We start from the raw sequence: 25,743 nt of genomic DNA on the forward strand, positions 1-25,743 counted from the left end.
CTTGTTTGGCTTTGCAGGGTCCAGCGTGTCAGGGTTTCAGACGCGGGCGGCGCGGCGGCGCAAGGACGTCAGGATGAGTCCCGTAGCGCAGAGAACGACGCCCGCGATGCCGACGGCGGCAAAGCCACCCGACGGACCAACGGTGTCGATAAAGACCCCGGCCAGAGGCGCGCCCAAGGCAACACCCGCAGTCAGCGCCGAGCCGTACCAGCCCATCGCTTCACCCCGGCGCTCCTCGTCCACAAGGTCAGCCACCTTCTCAGACGACGCCGACAAAACCGGGGCGCACAAAAGGCCAGGCAGGAGCGAGAGGAACGCGAGGGTCCAGGTGTCTTGGGCGAAGCCCATGGGAATAGTGAGTGCGGCCATGCCCAGCAGCAGGAGCAATGGCGAGATGGACCGCTTCATGGACCCGTAGATAAGTCCACCGACCACGGATGCTGCGCACCAGAAGAAGAACACGATGCCGATTTCATTCTCGTGTCCACCACGTTCCAGCAGCCCGACGATGCTGACATCGGAACCACTGAGCACCATCCCGGATCCCGCGGCTACCGCGAAGAGTGCCGCAACGGAAACTGTGAACCAGGTGAAGTTCCTGGCGACACGATTCCGAAGGGCAGCTGTACGCGAGGTTGCGGACGCCATTTCCGAGGCCGCCTCCTGGACGTGGGCAGGCGCTGACGCCACCATTGCTGCCTCCGCAGCAGCGAGGTCAGCCGCGGCCCGGTCTGCGGACTCCTGCGGAGTGTATGCCGCTTCGCTCCGAGTGGGTGGGTTGAACCACATAAGGAACAGCCCGGCCACGGAGACGGAGATTCCCACTGCCGTGAGTCCGATTGCCGAGAAGCCGCTGGTGGCAACGATGGCGCCGACAGCCGGGCCAATCATGAAAACCAGCTCGGTGGCGATGGAATCGAGGGCGAACGCCGAGCGCCGCTGCTCGCCATCGACCATGACGCCGAGTGACTGGCGGACAACGCTGAAGATCGGCAGCGTGAAAAGGCCGCCGACGAACACCAGCGGCAGCAGCCACTCGTACGAAACGTGCGGGACTATCGACCAGATGACAGTTTCGGAGACAACCGAAGGGATCAGAGCCTTCCTGAGGCCCACCATGTCCACCCGGCGACCACGCCACGGGGCACCCAACGCTATGCCAATGGTCATGACGGCCGCTGCCGCTCCGGCGGCAGCGTAGCCTTGGCCCAGCGTCAGCACGATGTGCAGCGTGAGGAGCACGCCCGCCGCTGAGTGTGGAATGCGGGCAATCATGCCAACTACCAGCAGACGCCGGACAGGGCGGATGGACAGCATCTCTTTGTAGAGAGCGAAGTTCACTGGCTAATTCCTCTTGTTCCCCAGGGCAGCCCCGGGGAACCGGCACTGCCATTAATGCCGCGCGGGCTCCTGTGCTGCGCGCTGCAGTTTTACTTCCATGGAATCAACGCCCTCGGCAAAGGAATCCATCCGTGCCCACGCATCGTTCAGTCGGGCAACGAGCGTCTGCACAGCCACGGCGTCGAGTCCATCTTCGAGGAAGAGCACCACACGCAGTTCCGGCCCCGCACCGCCGCCGGACACCTGACGACCGTCGGCCGTCAGGGACGCAACACCACCACCGGGGTGCGTCTCGAGGCGACGGACCGTCCGAAATGCCGAGACCGTTGAAACGAGAGCAGCCTCCAGTTGATCATCAAGGTATGACGGCGTCCAGTCCTTCTGCTGGGCAAGTGCCCACGTTGCTGGCCTCCGCACCACAAAAGCGAACTCCGAGCCGGGGTCCATGACCAACAGCTGCGCACCCTCGGATACCGCAGAAAGTGCTGCGCGCGCGGCGTAAACGGCCACCGGGCGAGCCTCCGAATGCCATGCCTCCAGGGCAGATGCGGAGGTAAAGACCGGCATCGCCGTGCGGCCATCGGGAGCCTTCAGTGTGACCAAAGCCATATCGGCCTGCTTGTCAGCGTGGAGGCCCTCAACGCCTTCTGCTTCCTCAGCCAGCTGGGCAACAACCGGAACGAAAACCCGGGCGGTAGCCAGGGAGGCCACGACGTCTGCCTCACTGCCGGTTCCGTTGATCAGTGCCGCGATGGCGGCTACATAGCCGGGGTCCGCCGAGCCGTCGTCGTCCTCGAAGTTGTGGATTTTGGCATCGTCGCCGCTGAGGCTCCTGCCCGACCAAGGCTGGCCGGCAGAGTCGGCAGCTCCCCCGGCACCGGCCAATGCAGCCGCGATATGGCCGGGAAGCTCGCGCCTGCCCTGGCCCTGACCGTTGTGCTGGTGTCCTGCGTTGTGGGGCATCAGCGGCGGCCGGCTACGTCCAGCGCTTCGGGCAGCGTGAAGGCACCGGCGTAGAGAGCCTTGCCCACGATCGCTCCTTCAACACCCAGCGGTACCAGTTCACGCAGAACGCGCAGGTCTTCCAAGCTGGAGATACCGCCCGAGGCGACAACGGGCTTGCCCGTCTTCTCCACCATCCGGCGAAGGAGTTCCACGTTCGGGCCCTGAAGTGTTCCGTCCTTGGTGACGTCGGTGACAACGTAACGCGCACATCCAGCGTCTTCAAGACGTGCCAGAACCTCCCAGAGGTCGCCTCCCTCTTTGGTCCAACCGCGTCCTGCAAGAGTTGTGCCTCGGACATCAAGGCCGACGGCGATCTTGTCACCAAAGCGGTCGATTGCCCTCCGGGTCCAGTCAGGGTTCTCCAACGCTGCCGTTCCGAGATTCACGCGCGCGACGCCCAGTTCGAGTGCACGCTCCAGGGACTCGTCGTCCCGCAAACCGCCGGAGAGCTCCACTTTGACGTTGAGCTGCGACACGACGTCGCTGATCAGCGCTGCGTTGTTTCCACGGCCAAAGGCGGCGTCGAGGTCCACCATGTGCACCCATTCGGCACCGGCGTTCTGCCAGTTCAAGGCTGCTTCCAGGGGTGTACCGTAGCTGGTTTCCGAGCCGGCTTCTCCCTGGAGGAGGCGGACTGCCTGGCCGTCAACAATGTCAACGGCGGGCAGGAGTTCCAGAACGGACTGGGCGGAGGTGGTCATGTGTGTCCTAGGAGTTCGAAGGTGACGCGGGATTGCTGAGCGACTGGTTCAGTTACCCAGCGTCAGGAGATAGGCGGCCAGCAGGGACATCCCGGCCAGCACATAAAAAGAAACGGAAACCCACCGCGGCTTCTTTTGCTGGTGGAAGGAGATACCCCCACCCACCAGCAGGCCGGCGAGGCCCATGAGCACTACCGACCACAACATCTAGGCGGCACCGCTTTCGGATGCTTCGGGAGCGCGCTTACGGAGGCTATCCACCCAATTTCGCAGGAGCCGGGCTCCGGCGTCGCCTGACTTCTCCGGGTGGAACTGCGTGGCGCAGAGTGGGCCGTTTTCCACGGCGGCGATGAACCGAGCACCGTGCTCGGACCACGTGACCATGGGAGGAGCCATGCGGGGCTGAACGACGTCGAAATTCCATTCCTGCACACCGTAGGAATGCACAAAATAGAAACGTTCCTGCTCGACACCCGCGAAGAGCTTGGAGCCCTCCGGAACGTCCACGGTGTTCCAGCCCATGTGCGGCACTACGGGAGCGGGAAGGAGCTCAACCTTGCCCGGCCACTCGGCCATACCTTCGGATTCGGTGCCATGCTCAACACCGGCTTCAAAGAGGACCTGCAGGCCGACACAGATGGCCAGCACAGGGCGGCCGCCGGCAACCCGGCGTCCGATCATGCGGATGGCATCGACGGACTTAAGTTCCTTCATCACCGTCTCATAGGCCCCAACCCCGGGCACCACCAGGCCGTCAGCGTTGAGTACATCCTCAGGCTTGGAGCTCAGCACCACATGGGCACCAGCACGTTCAAGTGCACGGACAGCGGACCGTACGTTGCCCGATCCGTAATCCAGTACGGTGACGGTGGGCTTGCCTTCCGGCGACTCCGGCTTCAGGGACGCAATGGCATCAGCCACCGCCCCGTTCTTCAGAACCTGGCCGCTCATAGGGCGCCCTTGGTGGAGGGGATGCCCTCCACACGGGGATCGGACTCGACGGCTGCACGCAGCGCGCGCGCAAAGGCCTTGAACTGGGCCTCAACGATGTGGTGCGGGTCCCGGCCAGCCAGGACGTTCATGTGGAGGCAGATTCCGGCGTGCAGAGTGATGGCTTCAAAAACGTGGCGGGTCAACGATCCCGTGAAGTGTCCACCGATCAGGTGGTACTCCTGACCGGCCGGCTCTCCACCGTGCACCAGGTAGGGACGTCCGGAAACATCAACGACGGCGTGTGCCAAGGCTTCGTCCAAAGGAACCGTTGCTTCACCGAAGCGACGGATGCCTGCCTTGTTGCCCAGTGCCGTGCGCAGGACCTCGCCAAAGGTGATGGCGACATCTTCCACGGTGTGGTGCGCATCAATGTGGGTGTCGCCAGTTGCCTTAACGGTCATGTCAATCAGGGAGTGCTTGCACAGTGCCGTCAGCATGTGGTCATAGAACGGAACCGAGGTACTGATGTCCGAGACACCGGAACCGTCCAGGTTGATCTCCACCAGGACGGAGGACTCGCTGGTGGTGCGCTCCATGCGCGCGGTGCGGGCAGCGGTCGGCGTGGCGCCGGTTTCGCTCATTGGGACGTCCTTATACACGGAGGGTGGGTTGGGTCTATGGACAAGTTTAGGCGCGCCGTGGCGCCGTGCCGTCCAGCAGTGCTTCCAAGGCCTCAAGGAAGGCGGTGGTTTCCGGTTCGGTTCCAGCGGTTACACGCAAGTGTCCAGGGATGCCGACATCGCGAATCAGCACACCGGCATCGAGCAGGCCTTGCCAAATCGTTTGCGGCTCCTCGAGCCCGCCAAAGAAAACGTAGTTGGAGTCGGACGCCGCGGGCTTGAGGCCCATGCGCAGCAGCTCAGTAACGATGCGGTCGCGTTGTACCTTGATGTCCTCGACGTCAGCCATGAGGGCTTCGCGGTGGTTGAGCGCAGCGAGGGCCGTTGCCTGCGTGACGGCAGACAGGTGGTACGGAAGGCGGACCAGCCTGATGGCGTCTGTGACTTCCGGGGCTGCCGCCATATAGCCGAGCCTGGCACCCGCCAGGGCGAACGCTTTGCTCATGGTGCGCGAGACTATCAACCGCTCGCGTCCAGGCAACAAGGTCAAGGCGCTCGGAGTATTGTCGTGCGCGAACTCGTGGTAAGCCTCGTCCACGATCACAATGGCCTGGCTCGCTTCGCCGGCCTCATAGACGGCCTCGACAACGTCCAGGCTCAACCCAGTACCGGTTGGGTTGTTCGGTGAGCACAGGAATACGATGTTGGCACCCGTTTCCCGAACCTGCGCGGCGGCCGATTCGGCGTCCAGCCCGTAGTCGTCAGCACGCACTCCGCGGACGTACTCCGTGTCCGTCCCACTCGCCAGAAGGGGGTACATGGAGTACGTGGGCGGGAAACCGAGCGCCTTGCGTCCCGGTCCACCAAATGCCTGGAGGATTTGCTGCAGGACCTCATTGGATCCGTTGGCGGCCCAGATGTTGTCCGGAGAAAGTTCGTGGCCAAGGTACTCGGCCAGGGCTTCTCGGAGTTCAGTGAACTCGCGGTCCGGATAGCGGTTCAGTCCTGTGGCCGCAGCGGCGACAGCCTCGGTGATGGCGGCTTGGACATCCGCCGGTACACCATGAGTGTTTTCGTTGACGTTGAGCAGGATGGGGACATCAAGCTGCGGTGCGCCATAGGGGCTCAGTCCACGCAGGTTGGTCCGGAGGGGAAGTCGGTCAAGTCGCTCAAGCTGGTCACTCACCAACACAGTTTAAGGGGCGGCCGGGACTGCCGACTAACTGTGACGCCAGGCGATCGGTACCTGCGGACGGTGGACGACTCAGTTTGCAGGGACGAACAGCTGTTGGCCGGGCAGAATGCGGCCGCCACGGAGGTCGTTCAGCTGGATGATCTCCGCGATGACATCACGCGGGTCCCGCTCCGGAGCGGCCGCGCCGGCAATGCCCCAAAGGGATTGACCCGGCTGGACAGTGACGGTGACTGCAACGGGCGGACGCAATTGGGACTGGGAGTCCGACGCCTTGGCCGGGGAGTTGATGAAACCGGCGAGGGTCAGCAGCGCCGCCACCAACAGCATTGCCGGGATGCCAAAGAAGACAATCCGTCCCCGTCGGGTGAGACGCAGGCGAGCGGGTGCCTGAGTGGTGCGGAAATCAGCGAACGTAGTGATTGCGGACATGAGCTGAGCCCTTCTGAGCTATTGCCAGGTTCCGGGGTGCCCGGAGCTTGGCGGCCAATTCTTTGCGTTCCCGTCCTCAGATCCCGGATGTTCGAACACTCTGTTCGAACATCCGGCTTCAGTATCAGGTTTATAGAACACATATTCGAACCTTGCTATGACATTTTTAGCACTTATCAACGAACGGTGTCGAGACTCGCTAGAACAAATGTTTGATAAACGCTTGTGCCTGCCCTACGTTTGAGTGAAGAAGCAGCACTGTTTCAGTGGAACAGGAGGGTCTGACATTTTTTGCAGACCCAACATCCCCGGCAACCTTCGGGGCGGAATGGAAAGGCATTGGCGAACATGGCAGCGAAAGCCACAGGCGGCGGGGCACCCCTGCGGAGCCAGCAGCCTCAAAAGAGTCCCAAGAGCCTGACTGTCCGGCAGAAGAAGATCCTGGAGACCATCCAGCGGTCGGTCAATGACAACGGTTACCCGCCCAGCATGCGTGAGATCGGTGACACTGTGGGTCTGGCGAGTTTGTCGAGCGTCACTCATCAGTTGTCACAATTGGAGAAGCTTGGCTATCTCCGCAGGGATCCCAAGCGTCCCCGCGCCATGGAAGTCCTGATGCCGTTGACCCTTGATGGTGGGCCCATTCCGGGCGTGGAAGCGCCTACCACCCTTCGAAGCGCGGGTGGCCTTGCCGTAACTGAGCTCGCTAGTGCCAGCGATACCGCCATGGTTCCGCTGGTTGGCCGCATCGCAGCCGGTGGTCCGATCCTGGCTGACCAGACAGTGGAAGACGTGCTTGCGCTCCCCCGGCAACTTGTGGGGCATGGCGAATTGTTCATGCTGAAGGTAGCCGGCGATTCCATGATTGATGCCGCCATCTGTGACGGTGACTGGGTGGTGGTCCGTCGCCAAAACGACGCCATCAACGGCGACATCGTCGCCGCCCTGCTGGATGACGAGGCAACCGTGAAGACCTTCCGGCAGCGGGACGGTCATACATGGCTGCTCCCGCAAAACACCCAGTACGAACCCATCCTCGGCGATCAAGCCACCATCATGGGCAAGGTAGTTTCGGTACTGCGCTCCCTCTAGGCGTTTGCTCCCCCTGGACACCAGCAGGTCTCCAACGGGAGCAGGCGCCCTACGGGGCTTTAGCTGACCCCAGACGCTCCAAAACGCCACGCACCACTGAGCGGTCCGTTGTCGCCCAGAACGGCGGCAGGGCGGCACGCAGGAAGCCTCCATAGCGTTCCGTCGATAGCCGTGAGTCGAGCACCGCTACAACTCCCTTGTCACCCGTGGAGCGGATCAGGCGGCCAGCACCCTGCGCCAGTCGAATGGCAGCATGCGTAGCTGATACGGCCATAAAGCCATTCCCACCTGATTGCGCGACTGCCCGGGATCGCGCAGTCATCAGGGGATCATCGGGCCGCGGGAAGGGAATGCGGTCAATTACCACCAAGCGGCATGAGCCACCCGGAACGTCTACGCCCTGCCACAGTGACATGGTTCCGAAGAGACAGGTGTCAGGCTCATCCGCGAATTGCTTTACGAGGGCCGCCATAGTGGATTCGCCTTGGCAGAGGATATCCACGTCCAACCGGAGCCGCATGGCATCGGCTGCTTCTTCGGCCGCACGCCGTGACGAGAACAGGCACAGGGCTCCCCCGCCGGACGCGCGGATGAGGTCTTCCAATTCGTCGAGCGCCTCGGGCGAAGTACCACGACCGGGTTTTGGAAGGTGCTTCGCCACATACAGGACACCCTGTTTGGGATAGTCAAAGGGCGAACCCACATCGATCCCGGTCCAGCTCGGGGCGCCGTCGCCGATGAGGCCGAGGCCACCTGCTGCCGGTTCGAAAGCCGAGCCGATGGCCAGCGTGGCGGAGGTCAGCACCACGGTGTGGCCGGCAAAGAGGCCTTCGCGAAGCCGTCCGGCAACGCTGAGCGGCGCGATGTTGATCAAGGCCGGGGCAGTTTCGTCCGGTTGTGAATAGCCCTGCTGCGGGTCGAACGTGCTGTTCCGGGAGAACCAGACCACTTCACGGTTCTCCTTGGCGGCCAGCATTCGCTCGCACAATTCCAGGATCAGCATGAGCCGTGAACGCGCCAGCTGCCGTCCGCCGTCGACTGTGTTTGACGAATCCGTCTTCGAATCCGAGAGGGCAGCGCGCGTGGCATCCCGCAACTGGTCCAGGCAATCGAGCTGTTCGTCGTTGAGGCCATTGGCCAACAGCCCGTTGGGCACGCCGGCGATGGCCATATCCAACCGCTCCGCTGCAGCGTTGAGGGCGTCGACCGTGATGGCTGTGTGCTTGCGGGCACTCGATGCCGCTGCGTGGACCATGGCCACTGATAACTGGCCGGAAACAGCTCCGGTCACCCGGTCCTGAAGCTCGTGCGCCTCGTCCACCACCACGACGTCATACTCAGGCAGCACAGCAAGCCCTTCAAAGGCGCTGACGGCCAGCATGGCGTGGTTGGTGACCACGACGTCGGCCTCGCCTGCCCTGGAGCGCGCCAGCTCGCTGAAGCACTCTTCTGCCAGGGGGCACTTCTGGGCGCCGAGGCACTCCATGGACGTCACGGATACTTGCCGCCAGGCCCTGTCGGTGACGCCGGGCATGAGCTCGTCGCGGTCTCCGGTAACGGTTTTCTCCGCCCATTCCCGGAGGCGGACTACTTCTTTACCCAACTGGGATTGCGGCCCACCCATGGAGGCCGCGAAGTGAGGCACGCTGGTGTCCTCGCCCAGGGAAAACAGCTGCCCTTCGGAAGGTTCTTCGCTGGGGAACCCGCCTTCGAGCTTCTGCAGACACACATAATTGGCCCTGCCCTTGACCAGCGCCACGTTGACCGGGCGTTCAAGGGCAGGGTTAATGGTCTCCAGCAGCCGTGGAAGGTCCCGGCCAACGATCTGCGTCTGGAGTGCCAAGGTGGCGGTGGACACGAGAGTCGGTTTGTCGCTGTCCATGGAATGGGCGATCAACGGAATCAGGTAAGCCAAGGACTTACCCGTTCCCGTTCCCGCCTGGACCAGCAGATGCTCCCCGGTCTCGATGGCCCGGGTGACATGCTTGGCCATTTCGTGCTGGCCGGCACGGCTTTGTCCGCCCATTCCGGCAACAGCCCGATCCAACAGTTCGAGGGTGATCTTCTCCCCCACCGATTCGACGGCGTCCGCCGCCACTTTCTCAACCATTACTGACGAATGACTCCAGTTCAGCGGCCAGGCCTTCGCGCACCATGACAACCACGCGGGTCCCGTTCTCCTCATGCTCAGTACTGAGGATTTCCGAGTCGGAACTGTGCAATTTGTTGATCAGTTCCCCGCGGTCGTAGGGAATGAGCAGTTCAAGGCGCACGCCGGGCCGGGGAATGGACCGGCTGATGTCCTCCAGCAGTTCCGCGATGCCCTGGCCCGTGCGGGTGGACACCACAGCGTGGCGGGGTTCTTTTTGCTTAAGGCGCTCCACCACGAAGGGATCGGCGACGTCCACCTTGTTCAGGACGATGATCTCGGGAACCTTGCGGGCATCAACCTCGGTGAAAACGGCCCTTACCGCTGCTATCTGGCCCTCAGGGTCGGGGTGCGATGCATCCACCACATGGAGGATCAGGTCCGCATCCGCAACTTCCTCCAACGTGGACCGGAAAGCCTCAATCAGCTGCGTCGGGAGTGAACGAACGAACCCAACTGTATCCGCGAGGGTATAGCCGATGCCGTCCGGCGTTTGCGCCTTACGGACCGTGGGATCCAGGGTGGCGAACAGTGCGTTCTCCACCAGGACACCCGCGTCAGTGAGGCGGTTAAGGAGGGACGACTTGCCGGCGTTCGTGTACCCGGCGATGGCAACAGACGGAACAGCATTACGACGGCGGTTGGCACGCTTGGTCTCACGCGCAGGCTTCATCGCGGCGATTTCCCGACGCAGTTTGGCCATGCGGGTGCGGATTCGACGTCGATCGAGCTCGATCTTGGTTTCACCAGGACCACGAGAGCCCATTCCAGCGCCTGCTCCACCCACCTGGCCACCGGCCTGGCGGGACATGGAGTCACCCCAACCACGAAGTCTCGGGAGGAGGTATTCAAGCTGGGCGAGCTCAACCTGCGCCTTGCCTTCGCGGCTCTTGGCGTGCTGGGCAAAGATGTCCAGGATCAGTGTGGTCCGGTCAACGACCTTGACCTTCACAATGTCTTCAAGGCCGCGTCGCTGCGAGGGCGCGAGCTCAGTATCCACCACCACGGTGTCTGCGCCGGTGGCGGCGACGATGTCCTTGAGCTCCTGCGCTTTACCGGAACCAAGGAAGGTCCCGGGGTCCGGCTTCTGCCGGCGCTGAACCAAGCCGTCCAACACCTCAGATCCGGCCGTCTCTGCCAGTGCCGCGAGCTCGCGGAGGGAGTTCTCCGCATCAGCAAGAGTCCCCTCGGTCCACAGGCCTGCCAGAACAACGCGCTCAAGGCGCAACTGCCGGTACTCGACCTCAGTGACGTCTTCAAGTTCGGTGGACAGTCCCGCGGTACGGCGAAGGGCGCGGCGTTCAGCCAAATCTTCCTGGTCGCCGTCGTAAATGCTGTGTTCCTGGTCCAGCGTGGTAATCGCCTGCGCCTTGCCGAACACACCGTTGGCGTCGTTGTCGTCGGATGCCTGCGCAGGTACATCCTTGGAAAGAATCCGGTCGATGACGGCCTGGATTTGTTCAGGACTCATGTCCTGGGCGTCGGAATCGGATCCGGAGTGCTTCTGGGTGGTCATGGTCTCCTTAGACTGTTCGGCAATTCCAGAATAGTGCTGTTTGGTGCTCGATGGGGCGCTATTCGCGCTGGGCTGACGGGCATCGGCCAAAAGGGCCTCCTGTGTACTGAGCAGCCGGCGCCTTACGGAGGCAGGACTGCTGCTATGTGGCGTGGTTGAATCCGCGGGGAGGTCCTTGGCCAAAAGGAGAATGCTCTGCCTGCCCCACGCGTGCCCGCACAGAACATAGCGGTCCATTGCGAATGTGGGACGGGGCGGTATCTTCAGAGCGCCCGGCTCCAGAGGGAGGAATTACCGGACTGAGCCATAGGGAACCTGCCGGGCGGAAAGGCCGGGCCAGGCTGAACTGCCAAGCGGGGCCTGCGTCGCGGGCGGTGCCGTGAAACGCCTGATGACTCAGGCGTGTTTCGGCTGATTACTCGAAGATCAAGAACATGCGTTCCACTTTAGCAGCCGCTGTCAACCCCGCTGTGGACGGAGGCGGTTTCCCAAGCCGACGATAGCCAACTAATCTGGCAAATTATGGAGTCCGCACACTATTTCACCGCCCAACCGGCCGGACCGTTCACGCGCAAGCCACTCACAGTGGAACTCGCAGGAGCCACGCGCCGGCTGCAGACCTCGTCGGGCATCTTCAGTCCCGACGGCGTGGACAAAGGCACGGCGGTACTTTTCTCCGAGGTTCCCCCGCCGTCACCAAAGGGGCACCTGCTGGACATCGGCTGCGGCTGGGGTCCGATTGCCCTCACCCTGGGCCTGATGGCGCCACACGCCCATGTCCATGCTGTGGACGTGAATGAGCGTTGCATCACGCTGACCAACGAGAACGCAGCCGCGCTCGGCCTCACCAACGTCACGGCCAGCCTCCCGCACGAGGTAGACCCCGCCGTCGAGTTCGACACCATCTGGTCCAACCCGCCCATCCGCATCGGCAAGGACGAACTTCACTCGCTGCTGCTGACGTGGCTGCCTCGACTGGCCCCCGGTGGTAACGCCTGGCTGGTTGTTCAGAAGAACCTGGGATCCGACTCCCTCCAGCGGTGGCTCGCCAACGAACTGGACAGCTCCTACACGGTCTCCCGTGAAAGCACCTCCAAGACGTTCAGGATCATCCGTGTCAGGAAAGCGTCCCAGTAGCCACGATGACGGCCGGGCCACTAAGTTCTACATGCTCGCGGCCGCCGGCACCGGGGAAGAACTTTACCCCCACGACGCCGCCCGGTACCTTGACGTGCCAGTCGTTGGGGGCCGTATCACCCGCCCAGTGACGAATCGCGACGGCTGCGGCGCACGCGCCGGTGCCGCACGACTGCGTCTCCCCCACGCCGCGCTCGTGAACGCGCATGGTGATGGTTCCTACGCCGTCTTCCACCAGCGGCTCGGCGGGAACAACAAATTCGACGTTGGTTCCATTGACGGGCTTGGGATCCACCACGGGGGCTTTGAACAGCTGTGTGGCTGAAAGCTCGCTGAGTTCCGCCAGGGCAACTACCGTGTGGGGATTGCCCATGCTGACTGAAAGGCCGGGCCTTGCGACTTCGAGGCCGTCGGCACTGACGAGTGCATCCATGGCCTTGCTGGTGGCTTCCTGAGGAAAGATGAACTCCCATGGCCCCATATCCACGGCATACCCGTTGACGGTCCGCACAACCTTTTTGACGCCGCCACGAGTGCCGATGGTGAGGGTCTGTCCGGGCCCCAGATCCACCAACCCCTCAGCGATCAGGAAATGAACGAAGACACGGACGCCGTTGCCGCACATTTCGGAGAGAGAACCATCACCGTTGCGGTAGTCCATGAACCACTCTGCTTCAGGATCCTGTTCCAAGGAAAGGCGGCCTTCCGGAAGAAAGCGGGACGGGACCGCCCGGATCAGGCCGTCGCCCCCGATGCCCACATGGCGGTCGCACAACTGTGCCACCTGCTCGGCGGTGATCTCATGGGCGTCGCCGGGATCAGCAATCAGGACAAAGTCATTGCCCGTTCCGTGCCCCTTGGAGAACGCCAGTCCGGCGAGGCTGGAAGGTGTCACTGGAGCACCGGCAGCTGCGGGCTGCTGGGCGGGAACTGCGGCGGTTTCATCCATGCAACTAGGCTACCTGCCGCGCCTGTTTGGCCAGAAATTGCAGCGGTTACTTCGTGGCCGCGCCGGCCGCTTTGACCGCCTTGGCAACCAAGTCTGGATCCTCCCAATCGAGCCACGTGATGCGTGGATCTGCCCGGAACCACGTCAGCTGGCGCCGCGCGAATTGCCTGGTGGCCACGATGGTTTCCTCAACTGCAGTATCGGCTGTCATGTCGCCGTCCAGAACCTTCAGGAATTGGGCATACCCCAAAGCGCGGGAAGCTGTCTTGCCTTTCCTCAACCCCGCGGCGTCGAGCCGTTCAACTTCCTGGTGGAGACCGGCGTCCACCATCCGATGCACCCTCAGTGCCAGGCGTTCCCGCAGTTGCTCCCGATCGACCTCCAGGCCGATCTGGAGAGCCGGCTGGAAATACTCGCGCTGCGGCATGAACGAGCTGAAAGGGCGGCCAGTGAGACCGTGTACTTCCAAAGCCCGGATCACGCGTCGGGCGTCTCCAAGGCGGGCAGCCGAGACGGGGTCGACTTCCTCAAGGCGTGCCCGCAGCGGCGCAAGCCCCTTGGTTTCGCACTCTTGTTCCAAACGCCTGCGGAGCGCCGGATCAGTGCCCGGAAATTCCAGCACGTCCAGGGCGGCGCGCACATACAGCCCGGATCCGCCCACAAGGATGGCAGGCTTTCCCCGTGAGTGGATGTCACTGATGGCTGCGCGGCATTCAATTTGAAAGTCCGCCACACTGGCTTCCTGCGTGACGTCCATGGTGTCCAGCAAGTGGTGTGGCACGCCCTTGCGCTCTCCCACGGTGATCTTGGCAGTTCCGATATCCATGCCACGGTAAAACTGCAAGGCGTCGGCGTTGATCACCTCGCCGTTCAAGGCCAGGGCCAGGTTGACGCCCAGATCCGACTTACCAGAACCTGTGGGCCCAACAACGGCGATGACAGGCTGAGGAGGTAGCTGGCTGGAGAACGACACGTGATCCTGCGTTCCGGCGCTAAGCGCGACGAACCGGCAACGACGGCATGCCCAACGACACACCGGCCTTGCCGGACGCCGTTCCTGCCGCGGGGACACCGCACGAGTCTGCCTGCGAGCGGTCCCAGGCATCACCTGCACGGGAGCGGCGCAAAACGTAGTCGTCTGCACTTACCGGATCAGCTATCAGGTGGAATGCAGCGGCATCGGTGATTGTCACCGTGACGAAATCCCCCGGGCGCGGGGTCTCGGCACCGGCCGGTACGGAGAAGTGCACCAGCCTCTGGTCCTTGGATCGGCCGGACAACCGGTGTGTTTCACCGGCTTTCCGCCCTGACTGCGCTGTGACCAGGACCTCCACTTTCCGCCCCAACTGTTTGGCGTTCTCTTCTGCGGCAATACGGTCCTGCAGCGCCGTGAGGCGTTCGTAGCGCTCCTGCACCACGGCCTTGGGGAGCTGCTCCGGAAGCTCTGCAGCCGGCGTCCCGGGCCGCTTGGAGTACTGGAACGTAAAGGCGGACGCAAACCGCGACTTCTCCACGACATCCAGGGTCGCTTGGAAATCTTCCTCGGTCTCGCCCGGAAAGCCAACGATGATGTCGGTAGTGATGGCAGCATGCGGGATGCGTTCCCGCACTTTGTCCAGGATCCCCAGGAATTTGCTGGAACGGTACGAACGGCGCATGTCCTTCAATACCTTGTCCGAGCCGGACTGCAGCGGCATGTGCAACTGGGGCATGGCGTTGTGTGTCTCGGCCATGGCATCTATGACATCATCCGTAAATGCGGCGGGATGGGGGCTGGTGAAACGAACCCGTTCCAGACCTTCGATTTCACCGCAGGCACGCAGTAATTTGGAGAACGCCTGGCGGTCACCGAATTCCACACCGTAGGAATTCACGTTCTGGCCAAGCAACGTAACCTCCACAGCCCCGTCATCCACGAGAGCCTGGATTTCCGCCAGAATCTCGCCGGGGCGCCGGTCCTTCTCCTTGCCCCGGAGCGAGGGCACAATGCAGAACGTGCAGGTGTTGTTGCAACCCACAGAGATCGAAACCCACCCTGCATACACGGAGTCGCGCTTGGTGGGGAGCGTAGACGGGAACACATCCAAGGATTCAAGGATCTCGAGTTGTGCCTCATTGTTGTGCCGGGCACGGTTCAGCAGCGCCGGGAGAGCTCCCACGTTATGCGTTCCGAACACGGCGTCAACCCACGGCGCCTTCTTGACAATCGTTTCGCGGTCCTTCTGGGCCAGGCAACCACCTACAGCAATCTGCATGCCGGGGTTCGCCTCTTTGACCTGCCGAAGCTGGCCAAGGTTTCCGTAGAGTTTGTTATCCGCGTTCTCCCGGACAGCACACGTGTTGAAGACCACGACGTCGGCCACATCACCGTCAGCGGGCACGTAACCGGCTTCTTCAAGGAGTCCCGCCATGCGCTCTGAATCATGGACGTTCATCTGGCAGCCGAAAGTCCGAACCTGATAGGTCCTGGTGTCAGCAGCAGTCGTGGACTCAGCTGTAGTCCCGGGCTCGGCAGTAGTCCCGGGCTCAGCAGAAGGAGTGGTGGCAGCTGTTGGGGAAGGAATGGTCAAACTCACTACTCAAGGGTACCGGCTTCTGCCAGCACCTCACCGACGATCCTGAACGCCATGGAAGGGGCGTACCCCTTGCGTGCCAGCATGGATGCCAGCCGGCGGGTGTACTTGTCCCGCTCAGCCCGATCTGACAGATCCATGCTGGGCCGCAACTTGCGCTGAACGAGCTCCCGGGCAGCCAATTCCTCGTCCTGGTCGCTGAGTTGCGACAGGGCTTCCTCTGCCGCATCCAGTTCGATGCCTTTGTCTACCAGTTCCCGACGAATGGCGCCTTTGGCAAGCTTCTTGCTCTGCGAACGGCTGCGGACCCACATCCTGGCGAACTCAGCGTCATCGATCAGCTGAACTTCTTCGAAGCGGTCCAGAACTGCCTCCGCCACGTGCTCGGGAACGTTTCGTTCAGCGAGTTTCCGCGACAGTTGCAGCCGGCTCCGCGGCGCCATCGTCAACTGCCTCAGGACGATGGCACGCGCCACGGATTCGGGATCAGGTTCAGGATCGGCCGCAACGGACGAATCCGGATCCGGCCCCTTCCTAGCCGTCAACGGCCTTCAGCTTCGGGGAATCTTCTTCCGTCTTGACGACGCCCACGCCAAGCTTTTCCTTGATGAGGCGCTCCAGTTCTTGGGCGAGCTCAGGGTTGTCACGCAGGAATCGACGCGAGTTCTCCATGCCCTGGCCCAGCTGATCGCCGTCGTACGTGAACCACGAGCCCGACTTCTTGATGATGCCGTGCTCCACACCCATGTCAATGATGCCGCCCTCGCGGGAGATGCCCTGACCGTAAATAATGTCGAACTCGGCGATCTTGAAGGGCGGAGCCATCTTGTTCTTGACGATCTTTGCCTTGGTGCGGTTACCGACGGAGTCAGCACCTTCCTTGAGGGTCTGGATGCGACGAACGTCGATTCGCACTGAGGCGTAGAACTTCAAGGCCTTACCACCGGTGGTAGTTTCCGGGGATCCGAAGAACACACCGATCTTTTCACGCAACTGGTTGATGAAAATGGCGGTGGTCTTGGTTTGACTCAGGCGGCCCGTGATCTTACGCAGGGCCTGGCTCATGAGTCGAGCCTGGAGGCCAACGTGGGAGTCGCCCATTTCGCCTTCGATTTCGGCGCGGGGTACCAGGGCAGCTACGGAGTCAATGACCACGATGTCCAGCGAGCCGGAGCCGACCAGCATGTCCATGATCTCCAATGCCTGCTCACCGGTGTCCGGCTGGGAAACCAAGAGTGCATCCGTGTCCACGCCAAGCTTGGCGGCGTAGTCCGGGTCAAGTGCGTGCTCGGCGTCAATGAACGCTGCGATGCCACCTGCGCGCTGTGCGTTGGCAACAGCATGAAGGGCCACGGTGGTCTTACCCGAGGATTCCGGACCATAGATTTCCACCACGCGCCCCCGGGGCAGGCCGCCAATGCCAAGGGCGACATCCAATGCAATGGAGCCGGTCGGAATGACCTCAATCGGGGCGCGGGTGTCATCACCCAGGCGCATGATGGAGCCTTTGCCGAACTGCTTGTCGATCTGGGCAAGCGCTGCTTCGAGCGCCTTTTCACGATCCGGGGTTGCCGCCATGGTTCACACCTCTGATGCTTTCTCGCTGTGGAGTGGCCCGAAAGGCCGCTTTCCTGTCATGTCTGACGCTATTACGGTGCTCTGACATTTTTAGTAGCCGGCGCTGGCTATGTGGATAACCGGGGGCTGCCGGAAGCTCTGGAATGCGTCCTTCGAGATCAATTTTCCTCTGACAGGAGCATATCCCCATCCGAACAGATATTCGAACAACGCCCCGGCGTGTCCCAACCACGCGGCCGCCAGCATCACGTGCCGGAGTTCAGTTGGCAGCCGGTTTGATGTCCCTGCCAAGCCTGCGTTCGGGAGGAACGTCCTGGACCTCGCACACGGCCAACCAGACCTCGCGAGGTTGATAGCCGGAGGCCAATGCCTCGACGGCAGTCCGCCCGCCAACTCCTGCGAGTACCAGGGAATTGGCCAGGACCCGGGAGTAGCCTGCCCCGAATTCGTCGTCCATCAATCGCCAAAAGTCACTTGCCCTCACGGATAGAGTCTCTCATGGCGCCGGACTCTAGAATGGTTGCCATGAGCAATCCTCTCCAGAGCACGCCAGGTCCGGCCGTGCCAGGCGACGCCGTAGACGACGCCCTCCAGCAGGTGGAACACCAGCTGAGCCTGCTCTGGCGCCGCGCCCGTTCGATCTCCCATCAGTTGTCACGCCAAGTCCACCCGGACATGGAACCTGCCGCCTATGGGCTCCTTACAGTCATCCGCAGGGAAGGGCCCATCCGGCTGACGGACCTTGCCACCTGCATCGGGGTAGGCAAGCCTTCCGTGAGCCGCCAGATCGCCTTCCTGGAGGGCATTGGCCTCGTCTACAAGGAAGCGGATCCCCAGGACGGCAGGGCCCAGGCCATCCGGTTGACGGATAAGGGCGAAGAGAAGATGCACCAGGTTCAAGATGCCCGCAGGCAGGTGTTCCGTGAACGACTCGGCGAATGGCCGCTGGAGGACGTGCAGACGTTGGCAGATTACATGGGTCGGCTTAACGCCATTTACGGCGACGGCGTGCTCAACGTGAAGGAACCAGGAATCGACGCCGAGGACAAGTCCGCGGGCGTTTGAGCAGCACCTGCCGGACATCCCGCAAGCTTAACGAAAAAGGTCCCCAGCCTGAGGCTGGGGACCTTTTCCATGGTTCTGGTGGAACGGTCACCGGGCTCCGGAGAGCATTCCTTGCGGGAAATCGTCCGTGAGGTCCAGATCGCGACCGTAGCGCTGGGAGAATTCCTGCGGAACGGTGTCCGGAACTGCAACACCTTCTGCGACGGCCACGCGGTCGCTGACTTCGCGAAGCATGTGGGACAACGGAACATCCAGGGCTGTGCAGATAGAAGACAGGAGCTCGGAGGAAGCCTCCTTTTGGCCGCGTTCAACTTCGCTCAAGTAGCCAAGTGAGACGCGGGCGCTGTGCGAAACCTCGCGGAGGGTACGGCCCTGACGCTGGCGGACATCGCGCAGTACATCACCGATCTCGTGGCGTAGTACAACCATTTTGCGCTCCTTCTGTTCGCTCTGTGCCTGATCAGCCAAGCCCACATCCTTCCAGCGGACAACGCCGTTTACGGATACGGGCTGCTTTACCATCTGTATCGCCTTGCTCCCTGATTCATCCGGTTCGCTGGCTGGCGGACCGGGTTGGTTTCTACATCCTAGGCGCCCCGGCTCTTCCGAAGCGACACAATGACACAACTATTGGCAATCAGTTTTTGTTCCCGACTACTTTACGAACGGTAACCAACGTCACTCAGCGCAGCAAGCAGACGCGCCAGGGCGGCCTCGCAAGCCTGCTCCCTGATGGAATGCCTGTCACCCGAAAAACTGTACTCAAACGACTCGGTTCGGGATTTGCCGGCAATCCCGATGAACACGGTGCCTACTGATTTGCCGTCATGCGGCTCAGGTCCGGCCACACCTGTGGTCGAAATCCCGAGATCGGCGCCACAGACGCGCCGGGCGCCGTCGGCCATTGCCTCGGCCACCTGCCCATCAACGGAGCCGGCGGCCGCAAGCAGCTCCTGCGAAACCCCCAGGACACCGGTCTTCACCGAGTTCTGGTAGGCGATCACGCCGCCTTGCAGCATCCCTGATGCTCCCGGCGTGTTGGCCAGCGTTGCCGCCACCATCCCGGCGGTCAGTGACTCGGCCGTAGCCACCGTGAGCTTGTTACCGATAGCGATAGCGACTGCCGCCGTCGACGTTTGCGCGGCGGCGGAAGCGCCGTCATTGAGCGTCATGCACGCCGCCCGGCCGCGCGAAGCTTCAGCGCTTGGATGACATATTCGACGCCGGTCCACAAGGTGATGGCCAGCGCCACCATCATCACCCAGAAGGCGACGTCGCCCAGCCAGGGAGCGATCGCCTTCAGCGGCAGGATGTAGAGGAATATGGCCACGGTCTGGACTACTGTTTTCAGCTTGCCACCGCGGGAAGCCGGCATGACGCCGTACTTGATAACGACGAACCGAAGGGCAGTAATCCCCCATTCCCGCACCAGGATGAGGATGGTGACCCACCAGGGCAACTCTCCCAGGATGGATAGGAGAACCAGCGCGGAACCGATAAGCAGCTTGTCGGCGATGGGATCGGCAATCTTGCCGAAATTGGTGATCAGGCCCCGCGCCCTGGCGATGTCGCCGTCGAGCTTGTCCGTATAGATGGCGACAGCGAAGGCGACAACAGCAGCCCAGCGCCAGATCCCGTACTCGCCGTCATCGGCCACGAGGAACCATACAAAGAATGGAACCAGGACGATGCGGAGCATCGTAAGGATGTTAGGCAGGTTCCAGACGTCGGAGCTGTTGGAAGTCGCGTTATCACCCTCGGCTGTAGTCACCCCTCTAGGCTACCGTCTTTGGGACTACCCAATTTGGTCCTACCGTCCCGTGAGGGACCAGGCGTCTTCGCCGCCTTCTTCGTCATCATTGGGGCCATCGGCGCCGTCGTAGTAGTCGATGGCCTGCGTCCGGTTGTCCAGGTCAGACTGGACAAGGTCTTCGGCATAACCTCCGACGGCGATGTTCGAGTTCGCGTTATCGCTCAACGCCGCTGTGTGAGCGTCGGGCGCAGCTGGCGATTCCTGGCCCTTCATCGCTGCAAGAACGGCAGCGAGGTCATCGGGCTTGACCAGGACGTCGCGCGCCTTGGAACCCTCCGAAGGACCCACAACGCCGCGGGACTCGAGGAGGTCCATGAGGCGGCCGGCCTTGGCAAAGCCCACACGAAGCTTTCGCTGGAGCATGGACGTTGAGCCGAACTGCGTGGTAACCACCAGCTCCGTTGCCTGGAGCAAGACCTCGAGGTCGTCACCAATGTCATCGTCGATTTGCTTCTTTGGCGCTTCGGCAGCGACGTCGTCACGGTAGACGGCCTGCAGCTGTCCCTTGACGTGTTCCACCACCTTATGGATCTCGGATTCAGTAACCCAGGCACCTTGGACACGCATGGCCTTGGAAGCACCCATGGGAAGGAACAGGGCGTCGCCTTGTCCAATGAGCTTTTCGGCGCCTGGCTGGTCCAGCACAACACGGGAGTCCGTAACGGACGACGTGGCAAACGCCATACGGGATGGGACGTTCGCCTTGATCAGGCCCGTCACAACGTCCACGGACGGGCGCTGCGTTGCCAGCACCAAGTGGATGCCGGCGGCACGTGCCAGCTGGGTGATGCGGACAATCGAGTCTTCAACATCCCGCGGAGCCACCATCATGAGGTCGGCGAGCTCGTCAACGATCACCAGCAGGTATGGGTAGGGCTTGATCACGCGCTTGGAGTCCACCGGCGGCACAACCTTGCCTGCCCTGACCGCTTTGTTGAAGTCGTCAATGTGCTTGTAGCCGTAGTTGGCGAGGTCGTCGTAGCGGGCGTCCATCTCTCGAACCACCCATTGCAAGGCTTCGGCGGCCTTTTTGGGGTTGGTGATGATGGGCGTGATGAGGTGGGGTACGCCCTCGTACGCCGTGAGTTCCACGCGTTTGGGGTCCACCATGACCATGCGCACTTCATCCGGCGTAGCACGCATGAGGATGGAAGTAATCATGGAGTTCACGAAGCTCGACTTACCAGCGCCGGTGGCACCGGCGACGAGCAAGTGAGGCATCTTGGCGAGGTTGGCCACCACGTAGCCACCCTCAACGTCCTTGCCGACACCCATGACCATCGGGTGGTCTGTCCGACGGGCGTTCTGGCTCCGCAGCACGTCGCCCAAAGACACCGTTTCGCGGTCGGTGTTGGGAATCTCGATGCCGATGGCGGACTTTCCGGGAATCGGGCTCAGGATGCGCACATCGCTCGACGCCACGGCGTAGGAGATGTTCTTGGACAGAGCAGTGACGCGCTCCACTTTGGTACCCGGAGACAGCTCGATCTCATAGCGCGTCACGGTGGGACCGCGACTGAAGCCCGTCACCGCGGCCTCAACGTTGAACTGCGTCAGGGTGTCCGTCAGTGCAGCGACGACGGCGTCATTGGCTTCCGTGCGCTCCTTCGGAATGGAACCCGGCGTCAGGTAGTCCGATGCCGGCAAGGTATAGGTGACATCGCCGGCCAAGGACAATTGCTCGGTGCGCTGCGGGATGGGCGTCTGAGGGAGGGGCGCCCCTGCAGGCTTCGCGGGAACCTGCGCAACCGGAGGCGCGGGTGCGGCCATCTCCGGAGTAAGGATCGGGATGGCTTCGGTGGGGTTGTCGATTCCGGGTGTGGCGCCCAAGCCCTGGGCGGCCTTGATCTTCCCGACGGCGATCTCTGCCTGCGTTGGACGACGCACGCCCGGCGGAACTCGCGGTGCGGACGCACCTGGAGTTTCGTCGTCGTCGACTATTGCGTGCTCGAAAGCCTCGTCCCCGACGTAGCCTTCCAAGCTCGTATCTGTTTCCTCGTCCTTGCCGAAGAAGCGCATACGCTTCTTCTTCCTGGGCTTGGCGGCAGCCTCGTTTTCATAGAGGTAGCTGCGGTCATGGGCGTCCTTGCCGGACTCGTCCATGAGGTCAACGCCCATAAGGTGTTCATAAGCGCCCCTGATCCGGGATGGAATGGCACCAAATGGCGTGGCCGTGACGATCAGCAAGGACACAAACGCCAACAGTCCGTAGAGAACAATGGGAACGGCCGCATGGATTGCAGCTAAAGGCGCGGCCGCGAGGAAGCCGAGCATTCCGCCCGCCTTGCGCAGGCCGTCGAACCCATCTGCAACTGTGGGCAGGCCACCGATGACATGGGCCAGGCCCGAACCGGCCAGTGTCATGATCATGAAGCCAATGCCCACGCGGTTGTTTCCACGACCGTCCTGTGGCTTTCGGAAAAGGCGGAAAGCACAGACGAACAACATAAAGGGCAGGATCAGGGACATCCAGCCGAACGTGCCGTTGACCACGCTGTAAACCATGTCGGGGAGCCACCCGGTCAGACCCCACCAGGCGAATGTGGCGATCGCTATGCCCAACACCAGGTTGAAGAGGGCTGCACCGTCCCGGCGGTCCGCGGGGTCGAGATCGCTGACGTCATAGCCGATTCGCCGGACCCCGGCACCTACGACATGGCCGATACCCTGCCAGAAACCTGAAAGCATGCGCAGCGGCAGCGGTGCTTGGGGCTCGACGGCGGCCGCTTGCTTGGTGCGGGCAGTGCTGCCACGCCCGCTTTTGCTCGCGGCTGCGCTGGTTTTGGAGGCAGCTCCGCTGGTTTTGGGTGCGGCTGCGCTCCGGCCTGTGCCGCCGGATTTACTGCTGGAGCTGCCTCGTGGCGTGGAGGTAGTACGGGTCGCCATACGTGCCACGCTACCCCAAGGGGGCCTGAAATCCGCGGATTTCAGGCCCCCTTGGGCATTCATGTTGCCAGGCGGCTACGCTTCCAGGACTACCGGGATAATCATGGGACGGCGGCGAAGCTTACGGTTGACCCACGTGCCGATGATCCTGCGGACCACCTGCTGCAACTGGTGGTTGGTGTGGTCTGTGTGATTAAGCACAGCTTCTTCGAGCGCAGCGTTGATCTTGGGAATGATCTCGTCAAAAACGGAGTCATCCTCGGCCACGCCACGGGCGTGGATCTCCGGGCCGGACACAATCTTGCCCGTGGTGCGGCTGATGACCGTGATAACGGAAATGAAGCCCTCATCCCCCAGGACGCGACGATCCTTGAGGTCGGCATCGGTAATTTCGCCCACGCTGGATCCGTCTACGTAGACGAAGCCAACTTCCACTTGGCCGACCACGTTCGCCTTGTGGTCCTTGAGGTCGATAACTGTGCCGTTGTCGCTCAGGATGATGCCCTCGGACGGAACGCCCGATTCGAGCGCAATGTTGCCGTTGGCAATCAGGTGGCGGGTTTCACCGTGGACCGGCATCGCGTTGAGGGGCTCGAGGATGTTGTAGCAATAGAGCAGTTCACCGGCGGCTGCGTGCCCGGACACGTGGACCTTTGCAGTGCCTTTATGAATGACATCGGCGCCGAGCTTGAGGAGGCCGTTGATGATACGGAAGACGGCGTTTTCATTGCCTGGGATGAGGCTGGAGGCAAGGATGACGGTGTCGCCCTGGCCAACAATCACACGGTGGTCACCGTTGGCCATACGGGAGAGCGCAGCCATCGGCTCGCCCTGCGAGCCGGTGGACATGAGGACCACGCGGTCGTCAGGCATGTTGTCGATGTTCTTGATGTCCACCAGGATGCCTTCCGGGACATCGAGGTACCCGAGTTTGGCTGCGATGGCCATGTTGCGGACCATGGAACGGCCAACGAAGGCCACCTTGCGGCCATGCTTGGCTGCGGCATCCAGAACCTGCTGAACACGGTGAACATGGGATGAGAAGGAGGCAACGATGATGCGCTTCTTGGCCAGTCCGAACAACCGGTCCAAGGTGGGGCCGATTTCCTTCTCGGCAGTGGTGAAGCCCGGCACGTCCGCGTTGGTGGAGTCTGCCATGAAGAGGTCCACGCCCTCTTCACCCAAGCGGGCGAAGTGCCGAAGGTCCGTGATACGGCCATCCAGCGGCAATTGGTCCATCTTGAAGTCGCCCGTGTGAAGGACAGTGCCACCCTCTGTGCGGATGAAAACTGCCAAGGCATCCGGAATGGAGTGGTTGACTGCCACGAACTCGCACTCGAACGGGCCGAACTGCTCCACCTGCCCCTCCGTGACGGTCAGCGTGTACGGCTTGATCCGGTGTTCCTGAAGCTTGGCTTCCACCAGGGCAAGGGTCAGCTGGGATCCGATCAGCGGAATGTCGGCCTTGAGGCGCAGGAGGTAGGGAACCGCGCCAATGTGGTCCTCGTGTCCGTGGGTCAGCACGACGCCTACGATGTCCTGCAGGCGGTCCTCAATGTAGGAGAAATCAGGCAGGATCAAGTCAACGCCAGGCTGGGTCTCCTCGGGGAAGAGCACGCCACAGTCAACGACCAGCAGTTTGCCGTCGATTTCGAAGACCGCCATGTTTCGGCCAATCTCTCCCAGGCCACCGAGCGGGACAATCCGCAGCGTGCCTTTCGGCAGTTTCGGCGGAGTAACCAGTCCGGGAAGGGCGGTTTGGGTCATGTTTTGCTACTTTCCGGCGGAACCGTCCTGGACGTCGAAGTCCATTCCGGCTTCCGCCAAATCCCCGCGGATGATTTCGATCTCGGCCGCGTCCGGCTCCACGAGGGGCAAACGGACAACCGAGTTGGGCAGGACTCCCTGCCACTTGAGAATCTGCTTGGCGGCTACAGCGCCTTGGACCCGCGTCATGGTTGCGCGTATGACGGGTTCCAGTTCAAAGTTGATGGTCCTTGCCTTGGCGAGGTCGCTGGCGTTGACGGCGTCGATCAGCTCGCGGAAGCGGCGCGTTGCGACGTGGGTGGTGACGCCCACCAAGCCGACGGCGCCGAGCGCCATCCACTGCAGCGTCAATCCGTCATCACCGGAGTAGAACACGAGGTCGGTCTCAGCCATGACCCGCGTCGCGGCGGCGAAATCCGCCTTGGCGTCCTTGACGGCCACGATGTTCTGGTGCTTGGCCAGCCCAATCATGGTCTCGGGAGCGATTGCAATGGAGGAACGACCCGGAATGTCGTAGAGCATGACGGGCAGGTCCGTGGCCGAGGCGATGGTCTCGAAGTGCGCACGAACGCCCGCCTGGCTGGGCTTGTTGTAGTAGGGCGTGACGATCAGGAGACCATCGACGCCGAGTTCTGCGGCACGCTGCGAGAGGTGCACGGAGTGGGCGGTGTCGTTGGTGCCGGTCCCGGCAATAATGGCGGCCTTGCCACCAACGGCCTCTTTAACCGCCCGGAACATACCGAGATTCTCATCGTCCGTGAGGGTTGAGGTCTCTCCAGTGGTACCGGTAACCACGAGTCCATCGCAACCATCCTGAACCAGCTTCTCTGCCAGCGCTGCGGCTTGATCGTAGTCCACCTTGCCGTCCTCAGTGAACGGGGTGACCATGGCGGTCAGCAGGGTACCAAGGGCGGGAGCGGGGGCGCGCAAGTCAGACATACGAAAAACGTTACCCTGTCGCAGGCTTGTTGGAAGAATGGGTTCCGCGTGATGG

General features: G+C 62.2%; 25 protein-coding genes. 3 read left to right on the plus strand and 22 right to left on the minus strand.

Annotation, left to right across the window (positions count from 1 at the left end; genetic code table 11):
* Window positions 1-36 precede the first annotated feature (36 nt).
* From AC0J5Z_RS15725 to AC0J5Z_RS15760, 8 genes are all read right to left on the minus strand, one after another.
* Complete coding sequence (locus AC0J5Z_RS15725) at window positions 37-1,341, minus strand: MFS transporter (protein WP_475033948.1); 1,305 nt, start codon at window positions 1,339-1,341, stop codon at window positions 37-39.
* A 51-nt stretch (window positions 1,342-1,392) separates the two neighbouring features.
* Window positions 1,393-2,304 (minus strand): SseB family protein, encoded by a 912-nt coding sequence (locus AC0J5Z_RS15730; RefSeq protein WP_475033950.1) that lies wholly within the window; start codon window positions 2,302-2,304, stop codon window positions 1,393-1,395.
* The gene (gene priA / locus AC0J5Z_RS15735) at window positions 2,304-3,047 is read right to left on the minus strand and encodes a bifunctional 1-(5-phosphoribosyl)-5-((5-phosphoribosylamino)methylideneamino)imidazole-4-carboxamide isomerase/phosphoribosylanthranilate isomerase PriA (protein ID WP_475033953.1); all 744 of its coding nucleotides are present in this window, start codon (window positions 3,045-3,047) and stop codon (window positions 2,304-2,306) included. Before priA ends, AC0J5Z_RS15730 begins: the two co-directional genes overlap by 1 nt.
* Window positions 3,048-3,095: 48 nt before the next feature.
* Window positions 3,096-3,254 (minus strand): hypothetical protein, encoded by a 159-nt coding sequence (locus AC0J5Z_RS15740; RefSeq protein WP_475039844.1) that lies wholly within the window; start codon window positions 3,252-3,254, stop codon window positions 3,096-3,098.
* Window positions 3,255-3,998, minus strand: coding sequence for an imidazole glycerol phosphate synthase subunit HisH (gene hisH, locus AC0J5Z_RS15745; protein WP_475033956.1), 744 nt, complete (start codon window positions 3,996-3,998; stop codon window positions 3,255-3,257).
* Entirely contained in the window at window positions 3,995-4,621 is a 627-nt protein-coding gene (gene hisB, locus AC0J5Z_RS15750; RefSeq protein WP_024820376.1) for an imidazoleglycerol-phosphate dehydratase HisB, read from the minus strand. The genes hisH and hisB overlap by 4 nt, the downstream gene beginning before the upstream one ends.
* A gap of 46 nt (window positions 4,622-4,667) precedes the next feature.
* Window positions 4,668-5,786 (minus strand): histidinol-phosphate transaminase, encoded by a 1,119-nt coding sequence (locus tag AC0J5Z_RS15755; protein ID WP_475033960.1) that lies wholly within the window; start codon window positions 5,784-5,786, stop codon window positions 4,668-4,670.
* Window positions 5,787-5,864: 78 nt separating this feature from the next.
* The gene (locus tag AC0J5Z_RS15760) at window positions 5,865-6,224 is read right to left on the minus strand and encodes a LysM peptidoglycan-binding domain-containing protein (protein ID WP_017197998.1); all 360 of its coding nucleotides are present in this window, start codon (window positions 6,222-6,224) and stop codon (window positions 5,865-5,867) included.
* A 348-nt stretch (window positions 6,225-6,572) separates the two neighbouring features.
* Between AC0J5Z_RS15760 and lexA the strand changes: the two genes are divergently transcribed.
* Window positions 6,573-7,316, plus strand: coding sequence for a transcriptional repressor LexA (gene lexA, locus AC0J5Z_RS15765; protein ID WP_141283908.1), 744 nt, complete (start codon window positions 6,573-6,575; stop codon window positions 7,314-7,316).
* A gap of 49 nt (window positions 7,317-7,365) precedes the next feature.
* On the opposite strand, the gene AC0J5Z_RS15770 is transcribed toward lexA, so the two are convergent.
* On the minus strand, window positions 7,366-9,426 hold the full coding sequence (locus tag AC0J5Z_RS15770; protein ID WP_475033962.1) for an ATP-dependent DNA helicase: 2,061 nt from the start codon (window positions 9,424-9,426) through the stop codon (window positions 7,366-7,368).
* A complete protein-coding gene (hflX, locus tag AC0J5Z_RS15775; RefSeq protein WP_475033965.1) occupies window positions 9,419-10,981 on the minus strand; it encodes a GTPase HflX in 1,563 nt (520 codons plus the stop codon). Before hflX ends, AC0J5Z_RS15770 begins: the two co-directional genes overlap by 8 nt.
* Window positions 10,982-11,503: 522 nt before the next feature.
* Here hflX and AC0J5Z_RS15780 point away from each other — a divergent pair.
* Window positions 11,504-12,118: a class I SAM-dependent methyltransferase gene (locus AC0J5Z_RS15780; RefSeq protein WP_475033967.1), complete on the plus strand. Its 615-nt coding sequence runs from the start codon at window positions 11,504-11,506 to the stop codon at window positions 12,116-12,118.
* Here the strand turns inward: AC0J5Z_RS15780 and dapF are convergent.
* From dapF to AC0J5Z_RS15810, 6 genes are all read right to left on the minus strand, one after another.
* Window positions 12,099-13,067, minus strand: a complete 969-nt coding sequence (dapF, locus tag AC0J5Z_RS15785) for a diaminopimelate epimerase (protein ID WP_475033970.1) — start codon at window positions 13,065-13,067, stop codon at window positions 12,099-12,101. The genes AC0J5Z_RS15780 and dapF overlap by 20 nt on opposite strands.
* A gap of 46 nt (window positions 13,068-13,113) precedes the next feature.
* Window positions 13,114-14,040 carry a tRNA (adenosine(37)-N6)-dimethylallyltransferase MiaA gene (gene miaA, locus AC0J5Z_RS15790; protein WP_475033975.1) on the minus strand — a complete coding sequence of 309 codons (927 nt, stop codon included), beginning with the start codon at window positions 14,038-14,040 and terminating at the stop codon, window positions 13,114-13,116.
* A gap of 19 nt (window positions 14,041-14,059) precedes the next feature.
* Window positions 14,060-15,643, minus strand: coding sequence for a tRNA (N6-isopentenyl adenosine(37)-C2)-methylthiotransferase MiaB (gene miaB, locus AC0J5Z_RS15795; protein ID WP_475033978.1), 1,584 nt, complete (start codon window positions 15,641-15,643; stop codon window positions 14,060-14,062).
* Window positions 15,643-16,185, minus strand: a complete 543-nt coding sequence (locus AC0J5Z_RS15800; protein WP_475033982.1) for a regulatory protein RecX — start codon at window positions 16,183-16,185, stop codon at window positions 15,643-15,645. Before AC0J5Z_RS15800 ends, miaB begins: the two co-directional genes overlap by 1 nt.
* Entirely contained in the window at window positions 16,175-17,218 is a 1,044-nt protein-coding gene (gene recA, locus AC0J5Z_RS15805; protein ID WP_011774305.1) for a recombinase RecA, read from the minus strand. Before recA ends, AC0J5Z_RS15800 begins: the two co-directional genes overlap by 11 nt.
* Before the next feature lie 259 nt (window positions 17,219-17,477).
* Entirely contained in the window at window positions 17,478-17,702 is a 225-nt protein-coding gene (locus AC0J5Z_RS15810) for a DUF3046 domain-containing protein (protein WP_475033987.1), read from the minus strand.
* Between the two features lie 41 nt (window positions 17,703-17,743).
* On the opposite strand from AC0J5Z_RS15810, the gene AC0J5Z_RS15815 reads away from it, so the two are divergent.
* Window positions 17,744-18,283 carry a MarR family winged helix-turn-helix transcriptional regulator gene (locus AC0J5Z_RS15815; protein ID WP_475033991.1) on the plus strand — a complete coding sequence of 180 codons (540 nt, stop codon included), beginning with the start codon at window positions 17,744-17,746 and terminating at the stop codon, window positions 18,281-18,283.
* Between the two features lie 87 nt (window positions 18,284-18,370).
* Here the strand turns inward: AC0J5Z_RS15815 and AC0J5Z_RS15820 are convergent, their stop codons facing one another.
* The 6 genes from AC0J5Z_RS15820 to dapA all read right to left on the minus strand — a co-directional run bounded on the left by AC0J5Z_RS15820 (window position 18,371) and on the right by dapA (window position 25,688).
* Window positions 18,371-18,805 carry a helix-turn-helix domain-containing protein gene (locus tag AC0J5Z_RS15820; protein ID WP_014921288.1) on the minus strand — a complete coding sequence of 145 codons (435 nt, stop codon included), beginning with the start codon at window positions 18,803-18,805 and terminating at the stop codon, window positions 18,371-18,373.
* Between the two features lie 137 nt (window positions 18,806-18,942).
* Window positions 18,943-19,455, minus strand: a complete 513-nt coding sequence (locus AC0J5Z_RS15825) for a CinA family protein (protein WP_475033996.1) — start codon at window positions 19,453-19,455, stop codon at window positions 18,943-18,945.
* Window positions 19,452-20,054 (minus strand): CDP-diacylglycerol--glycerol-3-phosphate 3-phosphatidyltransferase, encoded by a 603-nt coding sequence (gene pgsA, locus AC0J5Z_RS15830; protein ID WP_475034000.1) that lies wholly within the window; start codon window positions 20,052-20,054, stop codon window positions 19,452-19,454. Before pgsA ends, AC0J5Z_RS15825 begins: the two co-directional genes overlap by 4 nt.
* Before the next feature lie 39 nt (window positions 20,055-20,093).
* On the minus strand, window positions 20,094-23,045 hold the full coding sequence (locus tag AC0J5Z_RS15835) for an FtsK/SpoIIIE family DNA translocase (RefSeq protein WP_475034003.1): 2,952 nt from the start codon (window positions 23,043-23,045) through the stop codon (window positions 20,094-20,096).
* Window positions 23,046-23,057: 12 nt separating this feature from the next.
* Window positions 23,058-24,749, minus strand: coding sequence for a ribonuclease J (locus AC0J5Z_RS15840; protein ID WP_475034006.1), 1,692 nt, complete (start codon window positions 24,747-24,749; stop codon window positions 23,058-23,060).
* A gap of 6 nt (window positions 24,750-24,755) precedes the next feature.
* Window positions 24,756-25,688 (minus strand): 4-hydroxy-tetrahydrodipicolinate synthase, encoded by a 933-nt coding sequence (gene dapA / locus AC0J5Z_RS15845; protein WP_475034008.1) that lies wholly within the window; start codon window positions 25,686-25,688, stop codon window positions 24,756-24,758.
* Window positions 25,689-25,743 lie beyond the last annotated feature (55 nt).

This window comes from Paenarthrobacter sp. TRD_SC_7 (assembly GCF_056156245.1).